This is a genomic window from Rhizobium sp. CB2179 (assembly GCF_057653455.1).
In genome coordinates, this window is sequence record NZ_JBYGKR010000004.1 from 49,022 (window position 1) to 69,207 (window position 20,186).

16 protein-coding genes and 3 pseudogenes are annotated in these 20,186 nt (G+C 59.9%); 10 read left to right on the top strand and 9 right to left on the bottom strand.

The window, feature by feature from the left end:
- Positions 1 to 42: 42 nt before the first annotated feature.
- A pseudogene (locus AC244Q_RS31880) lies at positions 43 to 731 on the bottom strand (hydrolase).
- A gap of 96 nt (positions 732 to 827) precedes the next feature.
- The gene (locus AC244Q_RS31885) at positions 828 to 1,760 is read right to left on the bottom strand and encodes a VOC family protein (RefSeq protein ID WP_017997044.1); all 933 of its coding nucleotides are present in this window, start codon (positions 1,758 to 1,760) and stop codon (positions 828 to 830) included.
- A gap of 118 nt (positions 1,761 to 1,878) precedes the next feature.
- On the opposite strand from AC244Q_RS31885, the gene AC244Q_RS31890 reads away from it, so the two are divergent.
- Positions 1,879 to 2,778: a LysR family transcriptional regulator gene (locus AC244Q_RS31890; protein ID WP_017997045.1), complete on the top strand. Its 900-nt coding sequence runs from the start codon at positions 1,879 to 1,881 to the stop codon at positions 2,776 to 2,778.
- A gap of 342 nt (positions 2,779 to 3,120) precedes the next feature.
- Here the strand turns inward: AC244Q_RS31890 and AC244Q_RS31895 are convergent, their stop codons facing one another.
- Positions 3,121 to 3,843: a GntR family transcriptional regulator gene (locus tag AC244Q_RS31895; protein ID WP_128406082.1), complete on the bottom strand. Its 723-nt coding sequence runs from the start codon at positions 3,841 to 3,843 to the stop codon at positions 3,121 to 3,123.
- Positions 3,844 to 4,059: 216 nt separating this feature from the next.
- Between AC244Q_RS31895 and AC244Q_RS31900 the strand changes: the two genes are divergently transcribed.
- The 8 genes and pseudogenes from AC244Q_RS31900 to AC244Q_RS31935 all read left to right on the top strand — a co-directional run bounded on the left by AC244Q_RS31900 (position 4,060) and on the right by AC244Q_RS31935 (position 13,164).
- Positions 4,060 to 4,815 carry an ABC transporter ATP-binding protein gene (locus AC244Q_RS31900; protein ID WP_206641051.1) on the top strand — a complete coding sequence of 252 codons (756 nt, stop codon included), beginning with the start codon at positions 4,060 to 4,062 and terminating at the stop codon, positions 4,813 to 4,815.
- 13 nt (positions 4,816 to 4,828) lie between these two features.
- Complete coding sequence (locus AC244Q_RS31905; RefSeq protein WP_128406080.1) at positions 4,829 to 5,824, top strand: ABC transporter substrate-binding protein; 996 nt, start codon at positions 4,829 to 4,831, stop codon at positions 5,822 to 5,824.
- A gap of 10 nt (positions 5,825 to 5,834) precedes the next feature.
- Positions 5,835 to 6,515 (top strand): annotated as a pseudogene (locus AC244Q_RS31910) (ABC transporter permease); the annotation flags it as partial.
- Positions 6,506 to 8,562 (top strand): annotated as a pseudogene (locus tag AC244Q_RS31915) (CehA/McbA family metallohydrolase domain-containing protein); the annotation flags it as partial. The pseudogenes AC244Q_RS31910 and AC244Q_RS31915, both read left to right, overlap by 10 nt.
- A gap of 125 nt (positions 8,563 to 8,687) precedes the next feature.
- A complete protein-coding gene (locus AC244Q_RS31920) occupies positions 8,688 to 9,347 on the top strand; it encodes an ABC transporter ATP-binding protein (protein WP_026157679.1) in 660 nt (219 codons plus the stop codon).
- On the top strand, positions 9,344 to 11,746 hold the full coding sequence (locus AC244Q_RS31925) for an ABC transporter permease (RefSeq protein ID WP_128406079.1): 2,403 nt from the start codon (positions 9,344 to 9,346) through the stop codon (positions 11,744 to 11,746). Before AC244Q_RS31920 ends, AC244Q_RS31925 begins: the two co-directional genes overlap by 4 nt.
- Positions 11,736 to 12,806, top strand: a complete 1,071-nt coding sequence (locus tag AC244Q_RS31930; protein ID WP_128406078.1) for a lipocalin-like domain-containing protein — start codon at positions 11,736 to 11,738, stop codon at positions 12,804 to 12,806. The genes AC244Q_RS31925 and AC244Q_RS31930 overlap by 11 nt, the downstream gene beginning before the upstream one ends.
- A 139-nt stretch (positions 12,807 to 12,945) precedes the next feature.
- Positions 12,946 to 13,164 carry a helix-turn-helix domain-containing protein gene (locus AC244Q_RS31935; RefSeq protein WP_113548380.1) on the top strand — a complete coding sequence of 73 codons (219 nt, stop codon included), beginning with the start codon at positions 12,946 to 12,948 and terminating at the stop codon, positions 13,162 to 13,164.
- Positions 13,165 to 13,239: 75 nt separating this feature from the next.
- Here the strand turns inward: AC244Q_RS31935 and AC244Q_RS31940 are convergent, their stop codons facing one another.
- Positions 13,240 to 13,848 (bottom strand): J domain-containing protein, encoded by a 609-nt coding sequence (locus AC244Q_RS31940; protein ID WP_128406077.1) that lies wholly within the window; start codon positions 13,846 to 13,848, stop codon positions 13,240 to 13,242.
- A 391-nt stretch (positions 13,849 to 14,239) separates the two neighbouring features.
- On the opposite strand from AC244Q_RS31940, the gene rpsU reads away from it, so the two are divergent.
- Positions 14,240 to 14,479, top strand: coding sequence for a 30S ribosomal protein S21 (rpsU, locus tag AC244Q_RS31945; protein ID WP_113546788.1), 240 nt, complete (start codon positions 14,240 to 14,242; stop codon positions 14,477 to 14,479).
- Between the two features lie 238 nt (positions 14,480 to 14,717).
- On the opposite strand, the gene hpaI is transcribed toward rpsU, so the two are convergent.
- From hpaI to AC244Q_RS31970, 5 genes are read right to left on the bottom strand one after another with little or no spacing between them, the layout of a single operon-like run.
- Complete coding sequence (gene hpaI, locus AC244Q_RS31950; RefSeq protein ID WP_128406076.1) at positions 14,718 to 15,530, bottom strand: 4-hydroxy-2-oxoheptanedioate aldolase; 813 nt, start codon at positions 15,528 to 15,530, stop codon at positions 14,718 to 14,720.
- Positions 15,531 to 15,541: 11 nt separating this feature from the next.
- On the bottom strand, positions 15,542 to 16,345 hold the full coding sequence (gene hpaH / locus AC244Q_RS31955) for a 2-oxo-hept-4-ene-1,7-dioate hydratase (RefSeq protein ID WP_003554880.1): 804 nt from the start codon (positions 16,343 to 16,345) through the stop codon (positions 15,542 to 15,544).
- A gap of 1 nt (position 16,346) precedes the next feature.
- Positions 16,347 to 17,216, bottom strand: a complete 870-nt coding sequence (locus AC244Q_RS31960; RefSeq protein ID WP_128406075.1) for a fumarylacetoacetate hydrolase family protein — start codon at positions 17,214 to 17,216, stop codon at positions 16,347 to 16,349.
- A 20-nt stretch (positions 17,217 to 17,236) separates the two neighbouring features.
- A complete protein-coding gene (gene gabD / locus AC244Q_RS31965) occupies positions 17,237 to 18,691 on the bottom strand; it encodes an NADP-dependent succinate-semialdehyde dehydrogenase (RefSeq protein WP_113546791.1) in 1,455 nt (484 codons plus the stop codon).
- A 23-nt stretch (positions 18,692 to 18,714) separates the two neighbouring features.
- Entirely contained in the window at positions 18,715 to 20,130 is a 1,416-nt protein-coding gene (locus tag AC244Q_RS31970; protein ID WP_113546792.1) for a pyridoxal phosphate-dependent decarboxylase family protein, read from the bottom strand.
- Positions 20,131 to 20,186 lie beyond the last annotated feature (56 nt).

Genomic DNA, 20,186 nt, shown 5'->3' on the forward strand with positions numbered 1-20,186 from the left:
TTTGCTCCGGCAATTGGCGCACGACCGGAGCAATGCCCGCATCTACTTGGCAGGGTTCGGGCCGATCCGCTTGCCATGGCTGACCCGCTCGGCGCCGCCGTGGACGTGGGTGACGGCATAGTCGATACCCATGCCGTAAGCGCCGGAATGCTCCTTCACCAGCGACGTGACCGCGTCGTAGGTTTTTTTGCGGGCCCAGTCGCGCTGCCATTCGAGCAGGACCTGCTGCCAGGTCACCGGAACGACGCCGGCCTGCACCTGCGGTCCATCGCATATTTGTGCGCATCGACGGAGGTGCCGCCGGAGGCATCGGCGACCATGTAGATTTCGTAGTCGGTATCGTACATGCAGGAGAGCGCGAAGGTGGTGTTGCAAACCTCCGTCCAGAGGCCAGCGACGACAATCTTCTTGCGGCCATCGGCAGCGTGCTTGGCCAGCGCGTCGCGGACGTTCTGGTCGTCCCAGGAATTCATCGACGTGCGCTCAAGGATATCATTGTCCGGGACGACAGCGAGCAGTTCCGGGAAAGTGTTGCCCGAAAAGCTGTCGGTCTCGACGGTGGTGATGGTGGTCGGGATGTTGAATATCCTCGCCGCCTTGGCAAGACCGACAACGTTGTTCTTCAAGACCTGGCGGTCGATCGACTGAACACCGAAGGCCATCTGCGGCTGCTGGTCGATGAAGATGATCTGACTGTTCTGCGGGGTCAGGACCTGAAGCTTGCTGGACATCTCGTGTCTTCCTTTGACTAGGGTTGAAGGTAGGTAATGGGGCAGGGAAGGCGGCACGTCTTGAAAGTTATGCCGCCGTATTGTCGGAAAGCGACCTCAGGCGGCGAGCGGGGTCAGGCCGGCTTCGATCTGGTCACGATAGGGCTCGTAGCGTGCCGGCAGTTTCAAGACCTCGCCAAGATGTGCCGTGTCTTCGTCCCTGTCGAAACCGGGTTCGTTCGTGGCGATTTCGAAGAGCACGCCGCCGGGAGTGCGGAAGTAGATGGCCCAGAAATAATCTCGGTCGATTACCGGCGTGACCTGGTAGCCCGTATCCATCAGGGCCTTGCGGACTTCGAGTTGCTTTGCCCGATTCTCGACGGCGAAAGCGATGTGATGCACCGAGCCCGCGCCCTGCCTTGCGAATGGCGTCTTCGGAAGGACCTCGAGGTCGATCGTGTCCGCACCATTGCCGCCGGGCATGATGAAGCGGGTCACCTCACCATCCGTTTCGGCGCGCTGGTAGCCCATGAAACCGAGCAGTTCGGACGTCGCATCGGCGTCATGCAGGCGGAACTTGGCGCCGGTGAAGCCGCGGATGCCGACGCTTTCGTCGATGCCGGCGCCGTCCCAGGTCTTGCGGCCGTCGTTTTCCGCTTCGACAAGGGCAAACCCTTCGCCGTCCGGCCCCTTGAACAGGAGGCGGGCAGCGCCGAAGGCAGTGTCGGTATGCAGGTTGGCCGCTCCCTTTGCAGACAGGCGATCCTGCCAGAACGAGAGCGAGCCCCTGGGCACTGCGAACTGCGTTTCGCTGACTTCGCCAACGCCTGCGCGGCCGCGCATCACGTCGGGAAAAGGGAAGTAGGTCATGACTGTGCCGGGAGTGCCGTTCTCGTCACCGTAGTAGAGGTGATAGACCGCCGGGTCGTCGAAGTTCACGGTCTTCTTCACGCGGCGAAGCCCGAGTGCGTCGGTGAAGAACGCATTGTTCTGACGGGCGTCCGAAGCCATCGAGGTGACGTGGTGCAGCCCTTTGATATCCTTGATCATGATGTTTTCCTTTCATCGCCGATGTGGTTCGTTGTGCGTGCTTGAAATCTAGTTCGCTTGCCTGCTCTCCGGAATTGTAATAAAGATTTCGAATGAATTGCTCAGGATGAAATAATAAATGAACGACTACAGGGCGCTTAGGACGTTCTTGATGGCTGCGGAAAAGCGCAATTTCGCGCAAGTCGCGCGGGAGCTCGATATGACGCCGGCGGCGGTCACCAGAGCGATTGCCGCACTCGAGAACGAGTTGGGCGTGCAGCTTTTCGTGCGGACGACACGGCAGGTTTCATTGACGACCGACGGCGCGATCTATGCAGCCCAGATCAAGCCGGCGATGGAGGCGTTGGAGAATGCACGCGCTGACCTCATGAACACGCACAAGGCCGACCATGGTCGCCTGCGGATCAGTGCGCCGACCTGGTTCGGGCAGCAGGCTCTGCCCCCGATCCTGGCCGGTTTCAAAGAGTTGTACCCGAAGATAAGTTTTGAGATTTCACTCGCTGACGGGCTCGTCAACATTATCGACGACGACTACGATCTCGCGATCCGGATCTCTGCGGCGCCGTCCGACAAGTTCACGATCTGGAGGAAAATCAGCATGGTCCGGCGTATCCTGGTGGCTGCGCCAGGTAGCCGATTTACGGAGGTGAAGCATCCAAGCCAGCTGACCCCTGACGACTGCCTTGCATATAGCGGCGAGAGCAGGCGGGAAAACTGGGTATTGTCGGACGGTAGCGGCAGTGCCAACATCTCAGCGGGGCGGGCGTTCAGCGCCAACAGCGGCGAAGTCCTGGCGAGCATGGCGGCCGACGGGGTCGGTGTCGCCATGCTGCCGAAGTTCCATGTCGCCGAGCATCTGCGCACCGGGCGGCTGGTTCATATTCTGAAAAATTGGTCGCCGCCGGATCTGTGGCTGACGCTCTATTATCCGCCATACCAGTCGCTGCCGCCGCGCATCGCGTCGTTCTCTAAGTTCTTCGAGCAGCAGGTTCCTGCGTTCATGACCACTATGGAATGAGTTGCCGCAAACTCCTGCCGGACTGAACGGCGTTCTTCGAAGGCGCCAATCCAGGCAACCGGGACAGAATCAAGTCCCACCCTTTTGCGACTGCAACCGCCGGCTTCTCTCCTGGAGAAGGTCGATGAATGCCCGAAGAGCCGACGGCACGTGACGATTGCCCGGGTAATGCAGCAAGAGACCAGGCAAGCGCGGTGACCAGTCCGCTAGAACAGCCGCGAGCTTCGGGACGGCCAGGAAGTCCCGAGCCAACGATTCCGGCGCATAGGGGATTTCCTAGCCTTCAAGGGCCGCTTCGTTCAGAATTTCATGCCTAAATCAGACATCCAATCTGTCGAACTCTCAGCGGTCGGGCGTTCGACTGCCGAGGACAAACTGGTACCGCTCTGGTCGAATAAAAAATTCAGACTTTTCGGCGCAAGCGCCCGTTTCGAAATAGGAACTCCGTTCCAGCACAAGCAGGACTGCATGTTCAGCCGCTCCAATCAGCGATGTTATCCGGGGCGAGACAGCACGCGCCCCGATCGCAATCTCAGCGGAGACAATGTCGGCGCCGGCTTTGTCTTTCAGTAAGGCATAAGTTGGTTGCTGTTCGGCGATCTCTCGCTCCAGCTCCGACATGAAGGCCGGCAGGAAGCTTCGGCCCAATGCAATCGGCTCGTCATTCACCACATGAAGTCGTTCCAGAAGTGCGCATGTCGGCCCGAACAGCGGGATGAAAGCAGACGGTGTTTCAATTGCGGTCAACTCGACGATCCGCATCGTAGCATCGAAGCCTTGGACTTTCAGCGATTCATGAAAGCTACGCAGTGTATCAATTTGATGGCGCACGTGCTTGCCGGCCACGAATGTGCCTTTGCCTTTCCGGCGCTCGATCAGCCCATCCCTATCGAGTTGTTGGAGCGCCAGGCGCACGGTGACGCGACTGACTGTGAAGCGTGCCGTAATTTGCGATTCCGACGGGAGCCGTCCGGACGGCTCGTAGGCGCCTTCGGCGATCTCGGCACGAAGCCGATCGGCAATCTGCAGGTACATAGCCACCGGGTTATTGCGTATGAGACTCATCTATTTTCCATAGGGTCGAAAACACCACGATGCAGCGAAGCTTTGGAATAGCGTTCCCTTTTGCTGCCACACAAGGGGAACTCTTCACGTTGATAGCCTGTATTATAATGTATTAAAAATTGGGGCAACTCCAATCCAGGGTCGTCCTAACGCAACATGGCATCTCCAGTTATCCCAAGGCAGGTTTCATCCGGCGCCGCCTTCTCGGTGGACCGCATGGCGTTCGCCTATCCCGAAAGCCGACGCGCCGTATTCGAACGGTTTTCGCTGAAGGTTCGGTCGGGAGAATTCGTGGCGATCCTGGGTCCGTCCGGTTGTGGCAAGTCGACGCTCCTTAATCTTCTCTCGGGCTTCCTGCGCCCGCAATCGGGGCATATCACCATAGACGGCGTGCCTGTTGTCCCGGAGCATCCGGTCCTTGGATATGTATTTCAGTCGCCAAACCTCTTCCCTTGGTTGAGTGCCCTGGAAAATGTTCGCTTTGGCCTGCGCATGAATCGCCGTGGATCTGCGAAGGAGCAGAGAGACGTCGCGCTTAATTTTCTTCGACTTGTCGGCCTGGAAGAGCAGGCACAGGAGCCGCCTCACCGATTGTCGGGCGGCCAGCGTCAGCGGGTTGCGCTGGCGCGCTCACTGGCGCTCGAGCCGCGCCTCCTGCTCATGGACGAACCATTCGCAGCGCTCGACGCCCTGACGCGTGCATCCCTCAATGATGAATTGCTGCGCATCTGGTCGGGCTTGGGGAAGACCGTACTGTTCATCACCCATGACATCGACGAAGCGATCTATCTTGCCGACAGGGTTCTCGTCCTTGGGCTACCGCCGACAGGCATCACCGCCGAAGTGGCAATCGATTTGCCGCGTCCTCGCGATCAGCGTGGCACGAGAGCCAATCCTTTATTCGCTCAACTGCGCGAACAGCTCTCGGAGGAAATCGCCAAAGTCATGACCAGCAATCTACCCGTTACCTGAAGGGGAGCATCCGATGAAACACATTCTACCCGCAGTTCTTCTGGCCCTCGCAGCCGCTTTGCCTGCCCATGCCGAGGACCCGCGGCCGCTTCGCATTGGCTGGGTCCAGGCCATGGCCAATGCGCCTGCCCTGATCGCCGAGGAGAAAGGCTATTTTCGCGACGAGGGGTTGAACGTCGAGCTCAAGGGTTTCGGCGATGGTCCCGTCATCCAGCAGGCGGTGGCTGGAGGCGAAATCGATGTGGCCTATATCGGTGCGCCCCCGGTCTATCAATGGGCGGCGCGCGGTCTCGACGCGAAAATCATCGCCAAGGTCAACTATGGTCAGGCAGCGGTAATCGCGAAGACTGACGGTCCGATCCACGCCCTTTCCGACCTCAAGGGCAAGAGGCTTGCCGGCGTCAACAGGGGCAGCGGCATGGACGTGCTGCTGCGTGGCTACGTTCTCAAAGAGGCCGCCGGCCTCAGCCCGGATACGGATCTTGCGCTGTCGCAAATGCCCGTGGGTAACATGAACGCTGCCCTCGATACCGGCGTCGTCGATGCAGCCTTTTTGTGGGAGCCCTTCATCAGCCAATCGGTGCTCCGCGGTGCAGGTCGCGTCGTCTTCGACGTGAACGGAGCTTTGCCCGGCTATCCCTGGTACGTCATAGCAGCGCCTGCCAAGACGCTGAAGGAACGCCCGGACGATCTCGTGAAACTGTTGCGAGCGAATTCGAAGGCCACTGCGTTTTTGCGGGAGCATCCCGAAGAGGCCAATCGGATCATCGCCCAAAACTTTAAGCTGGAATCCCCGACGGCCGCGGACGGAAGTATCGTTCCGCCGGAAGCGATCGTCACGGAGGCGAGGAAACGCCTTGGGTGGTCGGCGGAAATCGAGCCCTCCGATCGTGCCTTCATCCAGCGGCTCATCGACTACTCGGTGGCCCTCGGCTTTCTCGAAAAGCGCTTGAATGTCGACGACATCATTGACGACAGCTTCGCCGCAAAAGCGGCCGCTCAACGATGAGATCCGATCGATGAAGAAGTTGGCAGCGCGGCTGCGTTTTCCGCAACCGTCCTGGCGCTGGGCAGCGCTTCCGTTTCTCCTTGTCGTGTGGAGCATCGCGGCAAGCCGCGTTCCCTCCTATGTGCTGCCGCAGCCGTGGGACGTGGCGGCCGAGGGGGTTCGCTGGATCCGGTCGGGCGAGTTGGGTCGCCAGGTCATGGCGAGCTTGTTGCGCGAATTCGGCGGCTTCGGCGCAGCCGTCGTGGCCGCCGTGCTCATCGGCGTGTCTGCCGGACTTTGGCGGCCGTTTCGCGAATTCGTCCAGCCGCTGCTCGGTCTCTTCATGGCCATCCCTCCGATCGCTTGGGCGCCGCTGTCGCTGATCTTCTTCGGCCTCGGATATCTTTCCATTGCCGTCGTCATATTCATCGCATCGGCCTTTCCGATGGCCCAGACGATTCAGGAAGGCGTGCTTTCCATCAGCAGCGGCGAGGTGCGTGCCGCGCGCATGCTGGGTGCCAAAAGGCTGCAATTGCTGGCCCATGTATATCTTCCGGCCTCCCTCCCCTTCCTCACTGCCGCCTTGCGCATCGGTTTTGCCCAGGCGTGGCGCGCGCTTGTTGCAGCCGAGATGATCGGCGCATCTCAAGGTATCGGCTGGATGGTCGCCATGGGCGGGCAGGTTGGTAATTCGGCGCAGGTGCTTCTCGGCAAGCACTGAAGGTGCGTTTCGATCAGAAGGGACACGAACGTCCCTTCCAGAAGGCGGTCATCATCGACGTCGTCGACGGCTATCTCAACCCCGGCGACAGGATCGTCATCCGTCTGGGCGATCGGCGGCAGGGCGGCGCCGGCACACGGGTGCAGACTTTCGTGGAGAAGGTGTTCCGTTTCCGGCTGTTCGTCGATCCGCTGGGTAGCTCAAAATTTGCGGAGGTGCCAGGCGACTGCAAATTGGAAATCGCGGCCGGGCAGCCGCAGGCCCTTCAGGTCATCGCGCCGCGGCTGGTTGGCAGCGGTCACTTCTTCGACGCTATCGTGCGCGTCGATGATATATGGGGAACACTTGCCAGGGTCGAGACCTGCATGGTGCGCTCGTCATTACTGCCCCGGATGGCGGGCAACGAACGGAGCTAGTGGCATTCGCCGCGGAAGGCTGGACATTTGCGCGGATTTCCGGCCTTTCCTTCGCTGCTGCCGGCGAGTGGAAATTGGAAGCATGGATGAATGACGAACCCGGCGTCGCACCGGGCATCGCCTATGTACAGAGCGAAGAGGGTGCCTTGCGCCCTCTCTATGCCGATCTTCACGTCCATTCCGACGACACCGTTGGCACCAATGATGCCACCTACAATCTCACCTACGGGCGCGACATCGCCGGACTTGACGTGGTGGGCTACACCGTCAACGATTTCAACATCACCGAGACGAACTGGGATGCGGCCGTCAAGACCATCCACGAACTCAACGAGCCCGGTCGCTTCGTCTGCTATCCAGGCACCGAATGGTGCGGCAACTCCGCTGCCGGTGGCGACCGAAACGTCGTCTTCCTGCGCGACGGCAAGCCCAGGTTTCCGTTCGACGAGCAGGGACGTTCCCTGCGCTCTTTCGAATGGAATGAGACGACGGCGGGAGCGATCCGTCCTGGGATATGGCCGGTTGACCGGCTCTATGGAGCCTATACGGATGATCCGGAAGGCCATTTGCTGATCCCACATGTGGGTGGCCGGCGCTGCATTCTCGACTGGAACCATCCGGAGCTGGAACGCCTCATCGAGATTGGCTCCGCCTGGGGACAATTTCATTGGCTCTACGTCGAAGCTCTAGCTCGCGGACACAGAGTGGGCGCTTCCGCCGCTAGCGACGAACATCAGGGCCGATGCGGCGGTGGTGCGCCGGCCACCGGAACCTTCGGTGCACGTGGGGGGCTCACCGGCGTCATCGCCGACGGTTTCGACCGTGCTGGCGTTGGCGCTGCACTTCGGGCGAGGCGCACTTTTGCCACGACTGGTGAACGGAGTTTTGCGGTTCTGTCCCAAGGCAAACATTTCATGGGCGAGGTGTTTGACGCCGAGCTCAATCAGCCGCTCTCTTACCGCCTGCTCGGCCACGCCGGCTGGGAGGAAGTTCAGCTTTTCGACGGCGACCGCATGGTGTGGCGACGTGATCTGCATGCCGAAGCGGGCCTCAGTGAGCGCAGTGTGCGGATCCGTTTCGGCGGCGCGCGGATAAAGGATCGCTATCGCGCGGCCTATTGGAGCGGCGAAGTGGCTGTCACCGGTGCAGCGCTTCTGGATGTGCGCGGCATCGGTTTCGATCATCCCGAACAAAGCGTTTGGCGCACTGGGCTCGGCACCCTCGGCTTCAGGACGGCAACACATGGCGACGTCGACGGAATCGAACTTAAGCTTTCCGACCTGCGCGACGCGCGCATCGTCGTAGCCGCGAAGCTCCATGGCTACAGCAAGATCGGGGATCCGCTCCAGCCGCCGCCACATGTCCATGCTCCCGAGGTGTTTTTAGAGGCATGCGGAAGCGAGCTGATCGCAAAGGGCTCGATCTCGGTCGATCTTCAGGGTGTCGAGCTTCGACTTCTGTTGGAGCGCGTCACCGATCGCCCTCTTCCACGCGATCTCTCAGGCGAGATACCGCTTCCAGGACTTGGATTGAGCCACGGCCGCGAACACCCGCTTTTCCTGACGGCGAGACAGAGGGATCAATCCCGCATTTGGACGTCACCGCTGTTCATGACAGCTTGAACTGAGCGTAAGCTGATGCGGGCCGCTGTTTTTGTGCTGCCGCACGGATCTTGCGATCCATCTCGAAAGTTCTTAGGTCACCGGAGGTTTTGCATTCTGCAAACTCCGTGTTCGAGAAGACCGAGATGATCCTCACCCTCGCAGGCGTTAGAAAATCCTATTCCACTGCGGAGAGCCCGATTGAAATCCTGAAGGGCGTCGATCTGGAAGTCGCTGCGGGCGAAAGTGTTGCTCTAACCGGAGAGTCTGGCAGTGGCAAAAGCACATTGCTGCATCTGGCAGGCGGGCTCGACCGTGCAGACAGCGGCTCGGTCGTGATGGATGGCAGCGATCTGGGGCTATTTGCTGAAAGCGAACGGGCCCGATACAGGAGAACGAAGGTCGGCCTCGTTTTTCAACAGTTTAACCTCATCCCATCACTGAGCGTCGCAGCCAACATCTCGTTCCACGCCAAGCTTGCAAACCGGTACGATCACGCTTGGGAAAGGCAGTTGATCGAGGAATTGGGGTTGGAAGAATACACCGCCCGATATCCCGAGCAACTTTCCGGAGGCCAACAGCAGCGCGTTGCAATCGGGCGAACCTTGGCTGCTCGACCTCCTCTCGTCCTTGCGGACGAGCCAACGGGCAACCTGGATGAGCAAACAGGCGATGCCGTCCTCGATCTGATGCTCAACCTGGCCCGGACGGTGGGATCGGCTCTGCTTCTCGTCACCCACTCCACGAGGCTTGCAGCGCGTCTGGACCGAACAGTGGTCCTTCGCGGTGGGAAGATTGCAGAATGAACTTCGTCGCATTCGCAGCCCTGCTGTCACACTGGCGTCGGAGACCTCTCCAGCTTCTGACGCTGGTCATGGGGATTGCGCTGGCGACGGCTCTCTGGTCCGGCGTTCAGGCTATCAACGCCGAGGCGAGGGCGAGCTATGCGCGGGCGGCTTCGGTTCTGGAGCAAGGCAACCTCCGGGAGATCGTCGCCAAGGACGGTGACGGCATAGCGAGCGAGGTCTATGGCAGCCTGCGTCGAGCGGGTCTGAATGTTTCGCCCGTGATCGAGGGCAACTACCGCTTCGGAAGCACAAGAATAAGATTGGTTGGTATCGAACCTCTGACGATGCCAAGGGACACCCGGAACCAGACCGTCGCCAGCAGTCTAGACCTATCCGGCTTCTTTTCAGCCAGTGGACAGTTGCTTGTGTCGAGCGCGACTGCCGAGCGGCTCCGTGGCAGTACCGACATGAGCGTCAAAATCGATGGCAAAGTTCCCGACGGTGCTGCCTTCGTCGACATATCGGTCGCCGACAGGTTGCTCGACAAGCACGGGAAGATCGACCGCCTGGTGGTCGCGGCCGATCAAAGGATCACCGCGGAAGCAATCGATCAGGCGGGATTGACGATCCGCGAACCCGGTGAACAACCAGACGTCGCTCGCCTCACAGACAGCTTCCACCTCAACTTTACGGCTTTCGGCTTCCTTTCGTTCATCGTCGGGCTCTTCATCGTGTATTCGGCCACGGGCCTGACCTTCGAACAGCGTCGAGGCACTTTTCGTACACTTAGATCTCTTGGTGTCTCGCTTCGAGCATTGATCACGGTGCTCTTGATCGAGCTTTCGATGCTGGCGCTGATATCGGGCTTGATCGGCGTCATGCTCGGCTACGTCATAGCATGGCTCCTGATGCCGGGTGTCGCCGCGACCCTCAGGGGCCTCTACGGTGCCAATGTGTCAGGCTCGCTATCCATTCGGCCGGAGTGGTGGTTGGCTGGACTGGCGATTGCTCTCGGAGGAACCGCTGTCTCGTCTGCCCAGAGCCTGTGGCGGGTTTGGAAGCTGCCGATTTTAGCTGCCGCCCAGCCGCGAGCATGGGCAAGAGAGTCGGCCAGATCGCTTGCCTTTCAAGCGGGAACGGGCGGAGTTCTGCTGATCTTGGCTGCTATCCTGGCGATAGCTGCGTCCGGGCTGGTGGCGGGTTTTGCGACACTTGGCTGCCTGCTTCTTGGAACAGCTCTGGTGCTACCTGGACTTCTTGCGGTCATCCTGACCAAAGCGCAGCATTTGGCACGAACCGCCCTCATGGAATGGTTCTGGGCCGACACCCGCATACAGCTTCCCGGCTTGTCGCTGGCTTTGATGGCTCTGCTGCTGGCATTGTCGGCAAACATCGGTGTCGGCACGATGGTATCGAGCTTCCGGCTGACTTTCATCGGATGGCTGGATCAACGCCTGGCCGCCGAGCTTTACGTCACTGCCAAGGATGAGGAGGAAGCTGCGCGTCTCCGCGTCTGGCTTCCACCACGCTCAAGGGCGGTCTTGCCCATCTGGAGCGTCGACGCCGAGGTGCTTGGCGAACAGACCCAGATCTTTGGCGTTGCGGACGATTCGACCTACCGGGAGCAGTGGCCGTTGATCGCTTCCGAAAACGACGTTTGGGCAAGGATCGCCGCCGGGCAGGGTGCTCTGATCAACGAACAGATGTGGCGTCGCGGCAAAGCCAAGATCGGCCAACCGTTGGTCATGCCTGGAGGCTGGAGCGCAACTGTGGTCGGCGTGTACTCGGACTATGGAAATCCGAATGGGCAAGTGATAGTCGGGGTCAAAACGCTCGTCGATCATTACCGCGATGTCCCGAAACTTCGCTACGGTGTCCGAGTTGCTCCCGAGCAAGCCCAAGATCTCAAGCGTCGGCTGGTCGAGGAGTTTGGCCTTCCGGATACCGCCATCGTTGACCAGGCCTCACTTAAGCGGCAATCGAGAGCCATCTTCGATCAGACGTTCAAGGTGACCGGCGCGTTGAACGTCCTCACCCTTGCTGTGGCAGGGTTTGCCATGTTCTCAAGTCTCCTGACGCTGTCTGGTATTCGGCTTCCGCAACTCGCGCCGGTATGGGCAATGGGTGTACGGCGACGGGATCTGGCGCTCTACGAAGTTGCCCGGACACTTGCACTCTGGCTGGCGACATTTATGGCTGCGATCCCGGTCGGTCTTACCCTGGCGTGGGTCCTGCTTGCGATCGTGAACGTGGAGGCTTTTGGTTGGCGATTGCCAATGATGGTGTTTCCAATGGACTGGTTTTGGCTGGGAGCAATTGCTCTTGCTGCTGCATTGCTGTCGGTGCTGGTGCCGGTTCGGCGTCTGGCCTCGATCAATCCTGCGGACCTGCTGAGGATTTTCGCCAATGAACGGTAGAAAGTCGGCATCTGTCCTGATAGCGGCGGCTATGATCTGCGCGAGCGGTCAGGCATTCGCGCAAGGCTTCGCCGGATTGGGATCGGATGCGCAAGGTTTTGCGATCCCGGAGCGGGGTTCTGTTCTTTCTTTCCCCACCGATCATGGCGCTCATCCTGATTATCGCATTGAGTGGTGGTATGTGACTGCCAATCTCAAAGACGAGGATGGCAGGCAATATGGAGCGCAGTGGACGCTGTTTCGCTCTGCGCTGGCTCCGGGAGACAAGGCAGGTTTCGCGGATCCGCAGATCTGGGCTGGGCACGCGGCGATCACCACCCAAGGTCATCAGTACGTCGCTGAGCGCTTGGGGCGGGGAGGCGTCGGGCAGGCAGGCGTTGCCGCAAGACCATTTCGGGCTTGGATAGACGACTGGCGGTTGGAGGGTAGCGAGCGAACCGGCTCGGACGCCTTTGGCAACCTTTCAGTCTCTGCGGGCGGGCTGGACTTCAGCTACACCTTAGACCTCAAGGCCGACGGCCCGCTCGTTCTTCAGGGGGAAAACGGCTTTTCCGTGAAGTCGGCGAACGGGCAGGCGAGCTACTATTACTCGCAGCCTTTCTATGAGGTGGCGGGAACGATCACGACATCCGGAGCGCCGGTTAAGGTCACTGGCAAAGCCTGGCTGGATCGGGAGTGGTCGTCGCAGCCGCTTGCGTCCAATCAGACGGGGTGGGATTGGTTCTCACTGCATCTGAATTCCGGCGACAAGCTGATGGCTTTTCGCCTTCGTGATGACAAGGACGGGTTTATCTCCGCGAACTGGATATCGGCGGATGGACGAACGACACTTTTGTCGAAAGACGACGTCCAACTGGAGCCGACGCGGAAGGCAACGGTCGATGGGCGCCGGATGCCGGTTGAGTGGCGCATACGCGCGCCGAGTAAGTCACTTGATATTACGACGAAACCGCTGAACGAGCAGTCCTGGATGGCGACCTCTACGCCTTATTGGGAGGGGCCGATCAACTTCACAGGCTCCACGTCGGGTGTCGGATATCTTGAAATGACCGGCTATTAGCTGCTACGTCTCACACGTAGGTAACAGCTCCTACGTCGAACGGTGCGAACCGGCGGAAATCGCCCGGACCCGGGCAGTGCGTTGGAACTATGAAACTGTTTTGTACGTTTTTCGGCCCGCCAAAAGGAGCTTTAACGACATGAACATGGCCTCGAAGATTGTGAAATCCCCTGTTGCTCTGTCCGTCGGCGGCTTGCTTGCGGAAGCTCGCGCGGCTCGCGGCTATTCGCTGGATGACGTTGCAGAAACCACTGGTCTGACTGTGGCCGAAGTGACAGCTCTGGAGAACGACACGGATTTCGACGCGTCAAGGATACGAAGGACCGCGGCCGCTCTAGGGGTTTTAGACAAGATTTGAGACGTGCGGCGCGCACTACACAGCTTTTCCACGGCGACGTCTTATCTGTTGACCCGCAGAGACTGTGTCTCCGATTTAGCAGAACCCGTTCAACTTGAGGATTTTATGGGCGTCGATTGCCGCTTGGAGCTCAGCTTCCGAGTTTCGATCTCCTCGGTTGGCGTCTGGATGATGTAGCTTGAGCATCTGCTTATAGCGGCGCCTGATCTCCTCGGGCGCCGCGCCCTGCGAAAGGCCGAGCGTTTCGAAGGCTTTCGCTTCCAATACCTTGAGCTTACGTCGCTGGAGATCAGCTTTCGTTGCTTGATGTTGGGCAGCACTCTTGCGTGCATTAAGGGCTTTTGCCGTGCCCGAGCGGACGGTCGAAGGAAGCGGCATCTCTGTCGCATGATCAACGCGGGTACCCCACGTCTTACGGGCGCCGCTTGCTGCCTCATTCTGATAGCGGGCGGTCACCGGATCGGACAGATTGCTCGCGAAATTATATCCCTTATTGTATTCTCTCGCATGTTGCGGGCAGAACAGCAGGTACAAACCCTCCGCATCTCGCCCAACGGGCGCACGATTGGTGCCGCCGCTTTCGCAACCGTCCCACTGGCATTTCGACTGGGAAGGCTCGGGGGGAAGATCTGATTTTTTGCCCGTTGGCCTCAGGCCGACGAAAATTTTCGAATCAAACGTCATCGCGCGTTATAGGGCGGTTTTCATCGAACCGGCAAGCTGCCACGCGGTCGGTCGGCCCGGCTATAATCTCCTAATCCGGTCAAATTGGGCAATGCCGCGGCTGCCCTTCGAGCAATCGTGGTGATCATCAACAGGGCGCAAATAGGAAACTGGTAAATCATCTCGTTCGATTTCACGCGGGCAACTCAGTCCAATTGGGGAGGTTTTCAGTCATCCTTTAGCTGCGAAACCTGCGACCCTTAAATGGCTGGCAGAGCATACCTCTAGCCCCATTCGCGATCGTGCCCATGAAACAGTGACGACAGAGAATTTAGGCAATCGGCCTTCCAAGGCTTGATCATCAACGCGCGTGGATCTAATGAGGCGCGTTAGCGATCCTAGGAGTTTTAGAATGCAGGTTCTGGTACGTGACAACAACGTTGAGCAAGCGCTCCGTTTTTTGAAAAAGAAGTTGCAGCGCGAGGGCGTATTCCGGGAGGCCCGACTTCGGGAGCGTTTTGAAAAGCCCTCCGAAAAACGTGCTCGTGAGAAGGCCGAGGGCATCAGGCGTGTCCGTAAACTCGCTCGCAAAAAGCTTGAGCGGGAAAGCGGTATTTCGGCCCCCAAGAAAGTAAGAGCTTCTGGTCGCTAAAGGGGATCGAATGACGGATGTTCTGTCCGTCGGGGATAGGACTTCTTGTGTCCGAGACATTCCTTTCCCACTCGCCGTACCGAGTTGAAACTGATCGAAAGCATCGACGCCCCTGGCGCCCTTTTATCAAGCGGGGTGTGCAACCCGACACGGCGGCTGATTGCAGAACAGCTCGCCGCGCTTCAGGGGCCGATCCAGAGGATAGCGCCGTCAGCCAATCTGAAAGTTGCGAGGCGCTTTAGTAGACCTTTGCCGTGTCCGAACTTCCGGTGCCGGCGGCATTTGCCTTTTGAAAATCGGACAACAGGCGCGAGGCGCCGTTCGCCAGCAGGCTGACATCGTTTCCAATGGCGACGAAACTGGCGCCGAGTTCCAGGTAGCGCTTGGCCAGCGCCTGATCGGCGGTCAGGATACCCGCGGCCTTGCCGTGCGCCTGGATACGGATCAGCGCCGCTTCCACCGCCTGCTGCACCTCGACATCGCCGGGCCTGCCGAGATGGCCCATGTCGGCGGCAAGATCGGCTGGTCCGATAAAAACGCCGTCGATGCCGTTGGTGGTGGCGATGTCATCGAGTGCTGCCAGTCCGGCGCGACTTTCGATCTGCAGCAGCAGGCAAATCTCCTCATTGGCCGTCTGCAGGTAGTCGGGAATGCGGTTGAACGCCGAGGCCCGGGCGAGGGCGGCGCCGACCCCACGCATACCATGCGGCGGATAACGCACAGCGCGCACCATCGCCTTCGCCTGATCGCCGCTCTCGACCATTGGCACCAACACGGTTTGCGCGCCGATATCGAGGATCTGCTTTAAGAGCCAGGCCTCGCCGATCGGCGCCCGTATGATCGGATGGCTCGGCGAACCCTTGAGCGCCTGCAATTGCGCCATCATCAGAGGGATATCGTTCGGCGCATGCTCGCCGTCGATCAACAGCCAATCATAGCCGGCATCACCCAGTATTTCAGCCGTATAGGGATTGGCGAGCGCGAGCCACAGTCCGATCTGCGGACGCTTCTCCATCAAGGCCGCTTTGAAGGTGTTTTTTGGCGCCGGCATGGGCATCCCTCCTATGCGAAATAGCTGCTGACGGTGCCGTAGGATCCGAAATCGGCAACGATCGTATCGTTGTGGCGTGCTTCGATCGGGCGAATGAAGGAGCCTGCAAGGACGATCTGGCCCGCCTCGATGCCATCACCATATTCAGCCAACCGATTGGCAAGCCAGGCAACGCCGCGCGCCGGCTGGTTGAGCACTCCGGCACCAAGACCGGTTTCCTCGACCTCGGCGTTGCGGCTGACAATTGCTCCCATCCAGCGCATGTCGACAGTGTCGGGTCGCGCCATGCGCCCGCCAAGCACGATACCGGCATTGGCCGCATTGTCGGAAATCGTGTCAACGATGGTGCGAGCCTTCTTTGTTCCGGGATCGACCCTGAGGATGCGCGTATCGAGGATTTCCAGGGCTGGGGTGATATAGTCCGTGGCGTTCAGCACGTCGAACACGGTGACGCCGGGGCCTTTCAGCGGAGCCTTCATGATGAAGGCGATCTCAGCCTCGATCCGCGGCTGGATGAAGCGGTCGGCAGGGACCGTCGCGCCGTCCTCGAACAGCATGTCATCGAACAGCACGCCGGAATCCGGCGTGTCGATGTTCAAGGCATATTGCATCGCCTTTGAGGTCAGCCCGATTTTCCACCCGATCACCTTGCGCCCGGCAGCGATCTTCTTCGTGACCCAGGCCGACTGCACGGCATAGGCGTCGTCCATGGTCATATGCGGATATTTGAGCGACAGAAGCCCCGTCTGTTCGCGCGTCCGCTCGGCGATGTCGAGACGCTCTGCCGCCTGCCTGATCTCATCTGAAGTCAGCATCTCACACCTCGTCAGCGATCGCGTTGCGCAAGATGCCGATACCATCGGCCTCGACCTCGACGACATCGCCGGGCTTCAGCCAGATCGGCGGATCGAAGCGGGCACCCGCGCCGGTTGGCGTGCCGGTGACGATCACATCGCCGGGAACCAGCGTAGTGAAGGTCGAGATGTAGTTGATGATCTTGCGGAAGGAAAAGATCATCCGGCTGGTGCGGTCGCTCTGGCGGACTTCGCCGTTGACGCGGGTTTCGATCCGGATGTCGGCGATCTGTGCCTCGTGCGTGAACGGGATCAGCCAGGGGCCAATCGAGCCGGTGCGGTCGAAATTCTTGCCCTGGGTGACGTTGAACTTGGCATGGCGGACCCAGTCGCGGATTGTGCCTTCATTGCAGAGCGACAGCGCCGCGATGTGGGACAATGCTTCAGCCTCGGGAATGCGCCGGCCGCCCTTGCCGATGACGATGACGATTTCGCCTTCATAGTCGAGCTCCGGGCTTTCCGGCGGTCGGATCAGCGGCTGATCGTGGCCGGTAAACGAGCGCGGGAAGCGGATGAACAGGGAGGGATTGGAAGGCGCGGCCTGCCCATCCTTGTATTCCTCGTTGCGGTCGGGGAAGTTTACGCCGACGCAGATGATCTTCTCCGGGCCGGGAACAGGGATTTCATAACGGATGTCCGACACGGGAAAATCGGGCTCCAAGCTCGCCGCTTCCTCAGCGAGCTTCAGCAGCACGCCGTCGGCTATCACCTCGCGCAGCGTCGGCCACTTCGTGCCATGGCGGGCGGAAAGGTCAATAATTCCATCTCCCGCAAGAAGGCCGTATCCACTGTGGCCGTTGCGGGTAAAGCTGACAAACTTCGGGTGCGACATCGCTTTTCTTCCTGTTCAGTTCAGCCGATGCCGCCGAGGCAGACATATTTGACTTCGGTGAATTCCTCGATGCCGTATTTCGAGCCCTCGCGGCCGAGACCCGACAGTTTGACGCCGCCAAACGGCGCTTCTGCCGTTGAGATCAGCCCGGTGTTGACGCCGACCATGCCGTATTCCAGTGCCTCGGCCACGCGAAATACCCGGGCGAGATCCTTGGCGTAGAAGTAGGAGGCAAGGCCGAACTCGGTATCGTTCGCCTGCTCGATGACGTCGGCCTCGTCCTTGAAGCGGAACAGCGGCGCCAGCGGCCCGAAGGTTTCTTCGCGCGCCACCGCCATGTCCTTGGTGACATCGCCCAGGATGGTCGCTTCGAAGAAGGTGCCGCCAAGCGCATGTGGCTTGCCACCCTGCAGGATACGCGCACCCTTGCCCAAGGCATCGGCGATATGCTCCTCGACCTTGGCAAGGGCCGCCTTGTCGATCAGCGGTCCGAGGATGACGCCTTCGTCAAAGCCGTTGCCGGTTTTCAGCCGGCCGACGGCCGCCACCAGCTTCGCAGCGAAGGCGTCATAGACGCCGTCCTGCACGTAAATGCGGTTGGCGCAAACACAGGTCTGGCCGTTGTTCCGGTATTTGGCAATCAGCGCGCCTTCGACCGCAGCATCGAGATCGGCATCGTCAAAGACAATAAACGGCGCATTGCCGCCGAGTTCCAGACCGAGTTTCTTGATGGTCGGGGCGCTCTGCTTGTAAAGCTCGGTGCCGATTTCGGTGGAGCCGGTGAATGTCAGCTTGCGCACGACCGGGTTCGAGGTCATTTCGGCGCCGATCGCCGCGGCCGAGCCGGTGATGACGCTGAAAAGGCCCTTTGGCAGGCCGGCGCGTTCGGCGAGAACCGCAATGGCGATCGCCGAAAACGGTGTCTGAGAGGCCGGCTTCAAGACCAGGGCGCAGCCGGCGGCGAAAGCCGGGCCCGCCTTGCGGGTGATCATCGCGTTCGGGAAGTTCCACGGCGTGATCGCCGCGACGACGCCGATCGGCTGCTTCATCACCATGATGCGCTTGTCGGGCTGGTGGCCGGGGATCAAGTCGCCATAGATGCGACGACCCTCCTCGGCGAACCATTCGATGAAGCTTGCGCCATAGACGATCTCGCCAGTCGCCTCGGCCAGCGGCTTGCCCTGTTCGAGCGTCAGGATGCGGCCGAGGTCTTCCTTGTTCTCGATCATCAGATCGAACCACTTGCGAAGGACGGCGCAGCGGTCCTTCGCGGTGCGGGCAGCCCAACTCTTCTGCGCCAGGCGGGCGGCCTCGATGGCCGTCCTGGTCTCGGCGGCACCAAGCTTTGGCACGAGACCGATGATCTCACCGGTCGCCGGGTTGTTCACCTCGATCGCGTTTTTCGGATCCGCCTCGATCCACATCTCGCCGACAAGCGCTGCTTGGCGGAATAGCGAAGGGTCTTTCAGAAGCATTGTGTTGGTCCTGTCTTTTGAGTCTAGCCAGCGTTCGGCATTCTCGCCGCGACTTCGGAAATGACGTCAAAGGCGGTGTCAACGTCACTTTCCGTCATCTCGAACTGACCCGCCTGAAAGCGGATCGCTACCCGACCGTCCACCCGGGTTTGGGTCAGATAGATGCGACCGTCGTCATTGATCGCGTTCACCAAAGCAAGGTTATGGGCGTCGAGATCTTTTGCGCCAAGGTGACGAAATGAAAACAGTGAGAAGGCTGGCTCGGTGACGATCTCGAAATTGTCGCCAGCACGTAGGCGTTTGCAGAGTTTTGCAGACCAACCCACGTGGTTGCGGATCATTGTTCTCAGGCCGTCCAGTCCGTGAAACCGCAGTAAAAACCATAACTTCAGAGCCCGGAAGCGGCGGCCGAGCGGGACCGTCCATTCCGAATAGTTGATGATGCCGTCGCGACCGTGGGTTTTCAGATATTCCGGCTGAATGGCAAGCGTGCGCACGAGGTCGGCTGGATTTCGAATGAAATGGGCCGAACAATCGAACTGCGCGCCCAGCCATTTGTGCGGGTTGAAGACCACGGAATCTGCCTCTTCGACACCCGCCCACAAATGGCGGAATTCTTCGCAGATCATCGCCGATCCTGCCCATGCCGCATCGACATGGACATAGAGGCCGTGTCGATGAGCGATCCGCACCACATCGGCAATGTTGTCGCAGGCACCGGTGCTGGTGCCGCCCGTGCAGGCGATGATGCCGGCCGGCACATACCCGGCCTCCGTGTCCTTTACGATTGCCGCTTCCAAAGCGTCGCAGTCCATGCCCCGCAATGCGCCGCGAGCGGGAATACGCACGAGATTATTCTCGCCGATGCCGGATACCCAGATCGCCCGGTCTATGGACGTGTGCACCTGATCAGAAGAATAAATGCGTAGTTGCGGATTTCCGCTAAGGCCCGCCTTGTTACCATTCCAGTCGAGGGCGCGTTCGCGCATGACGAGCACCGCCGAAAGCGTGGCAGAGGAGGCAGAGTCCTGAATGACGCCGGCAAAACCCTCCGGCAGTCCGATCGCCTGCCGCAGCCAATCGAGAACTCTTGTCTCGAGCTCGGTCGCTGCCGGAGAGGTTTGCCAGAGCATGCATTGCGCCGCCATTGCCGTCACAAGATATTCCGCAACGACCGACACGGGCGCCGCGTTGGCAGGAAAATAAGCAAAAAAGCGCGGATGTTGCCAATGCGTCATCCCTGGCAGGATGATATTTTCGAAATCGGCGAAGATGGCGTCCATGTCTTCGCCGGTTTGCGGTGGCTGCATCGGCAACCGCGCGGCGATCTCACCGGGGGCGGTCTGCGCACGCACAGGCCTGTCACGAAGAGATGCCCTGTAGGCGACGCCCCAGTCCGCGGCCTTGCGCGACCATTCGGCAAAATCTGTCCCGTTCATTGATCGCTCCGCTAGGACCAATTTACACGTCTGAGCGCGGCTTTGGCCGCGATCAG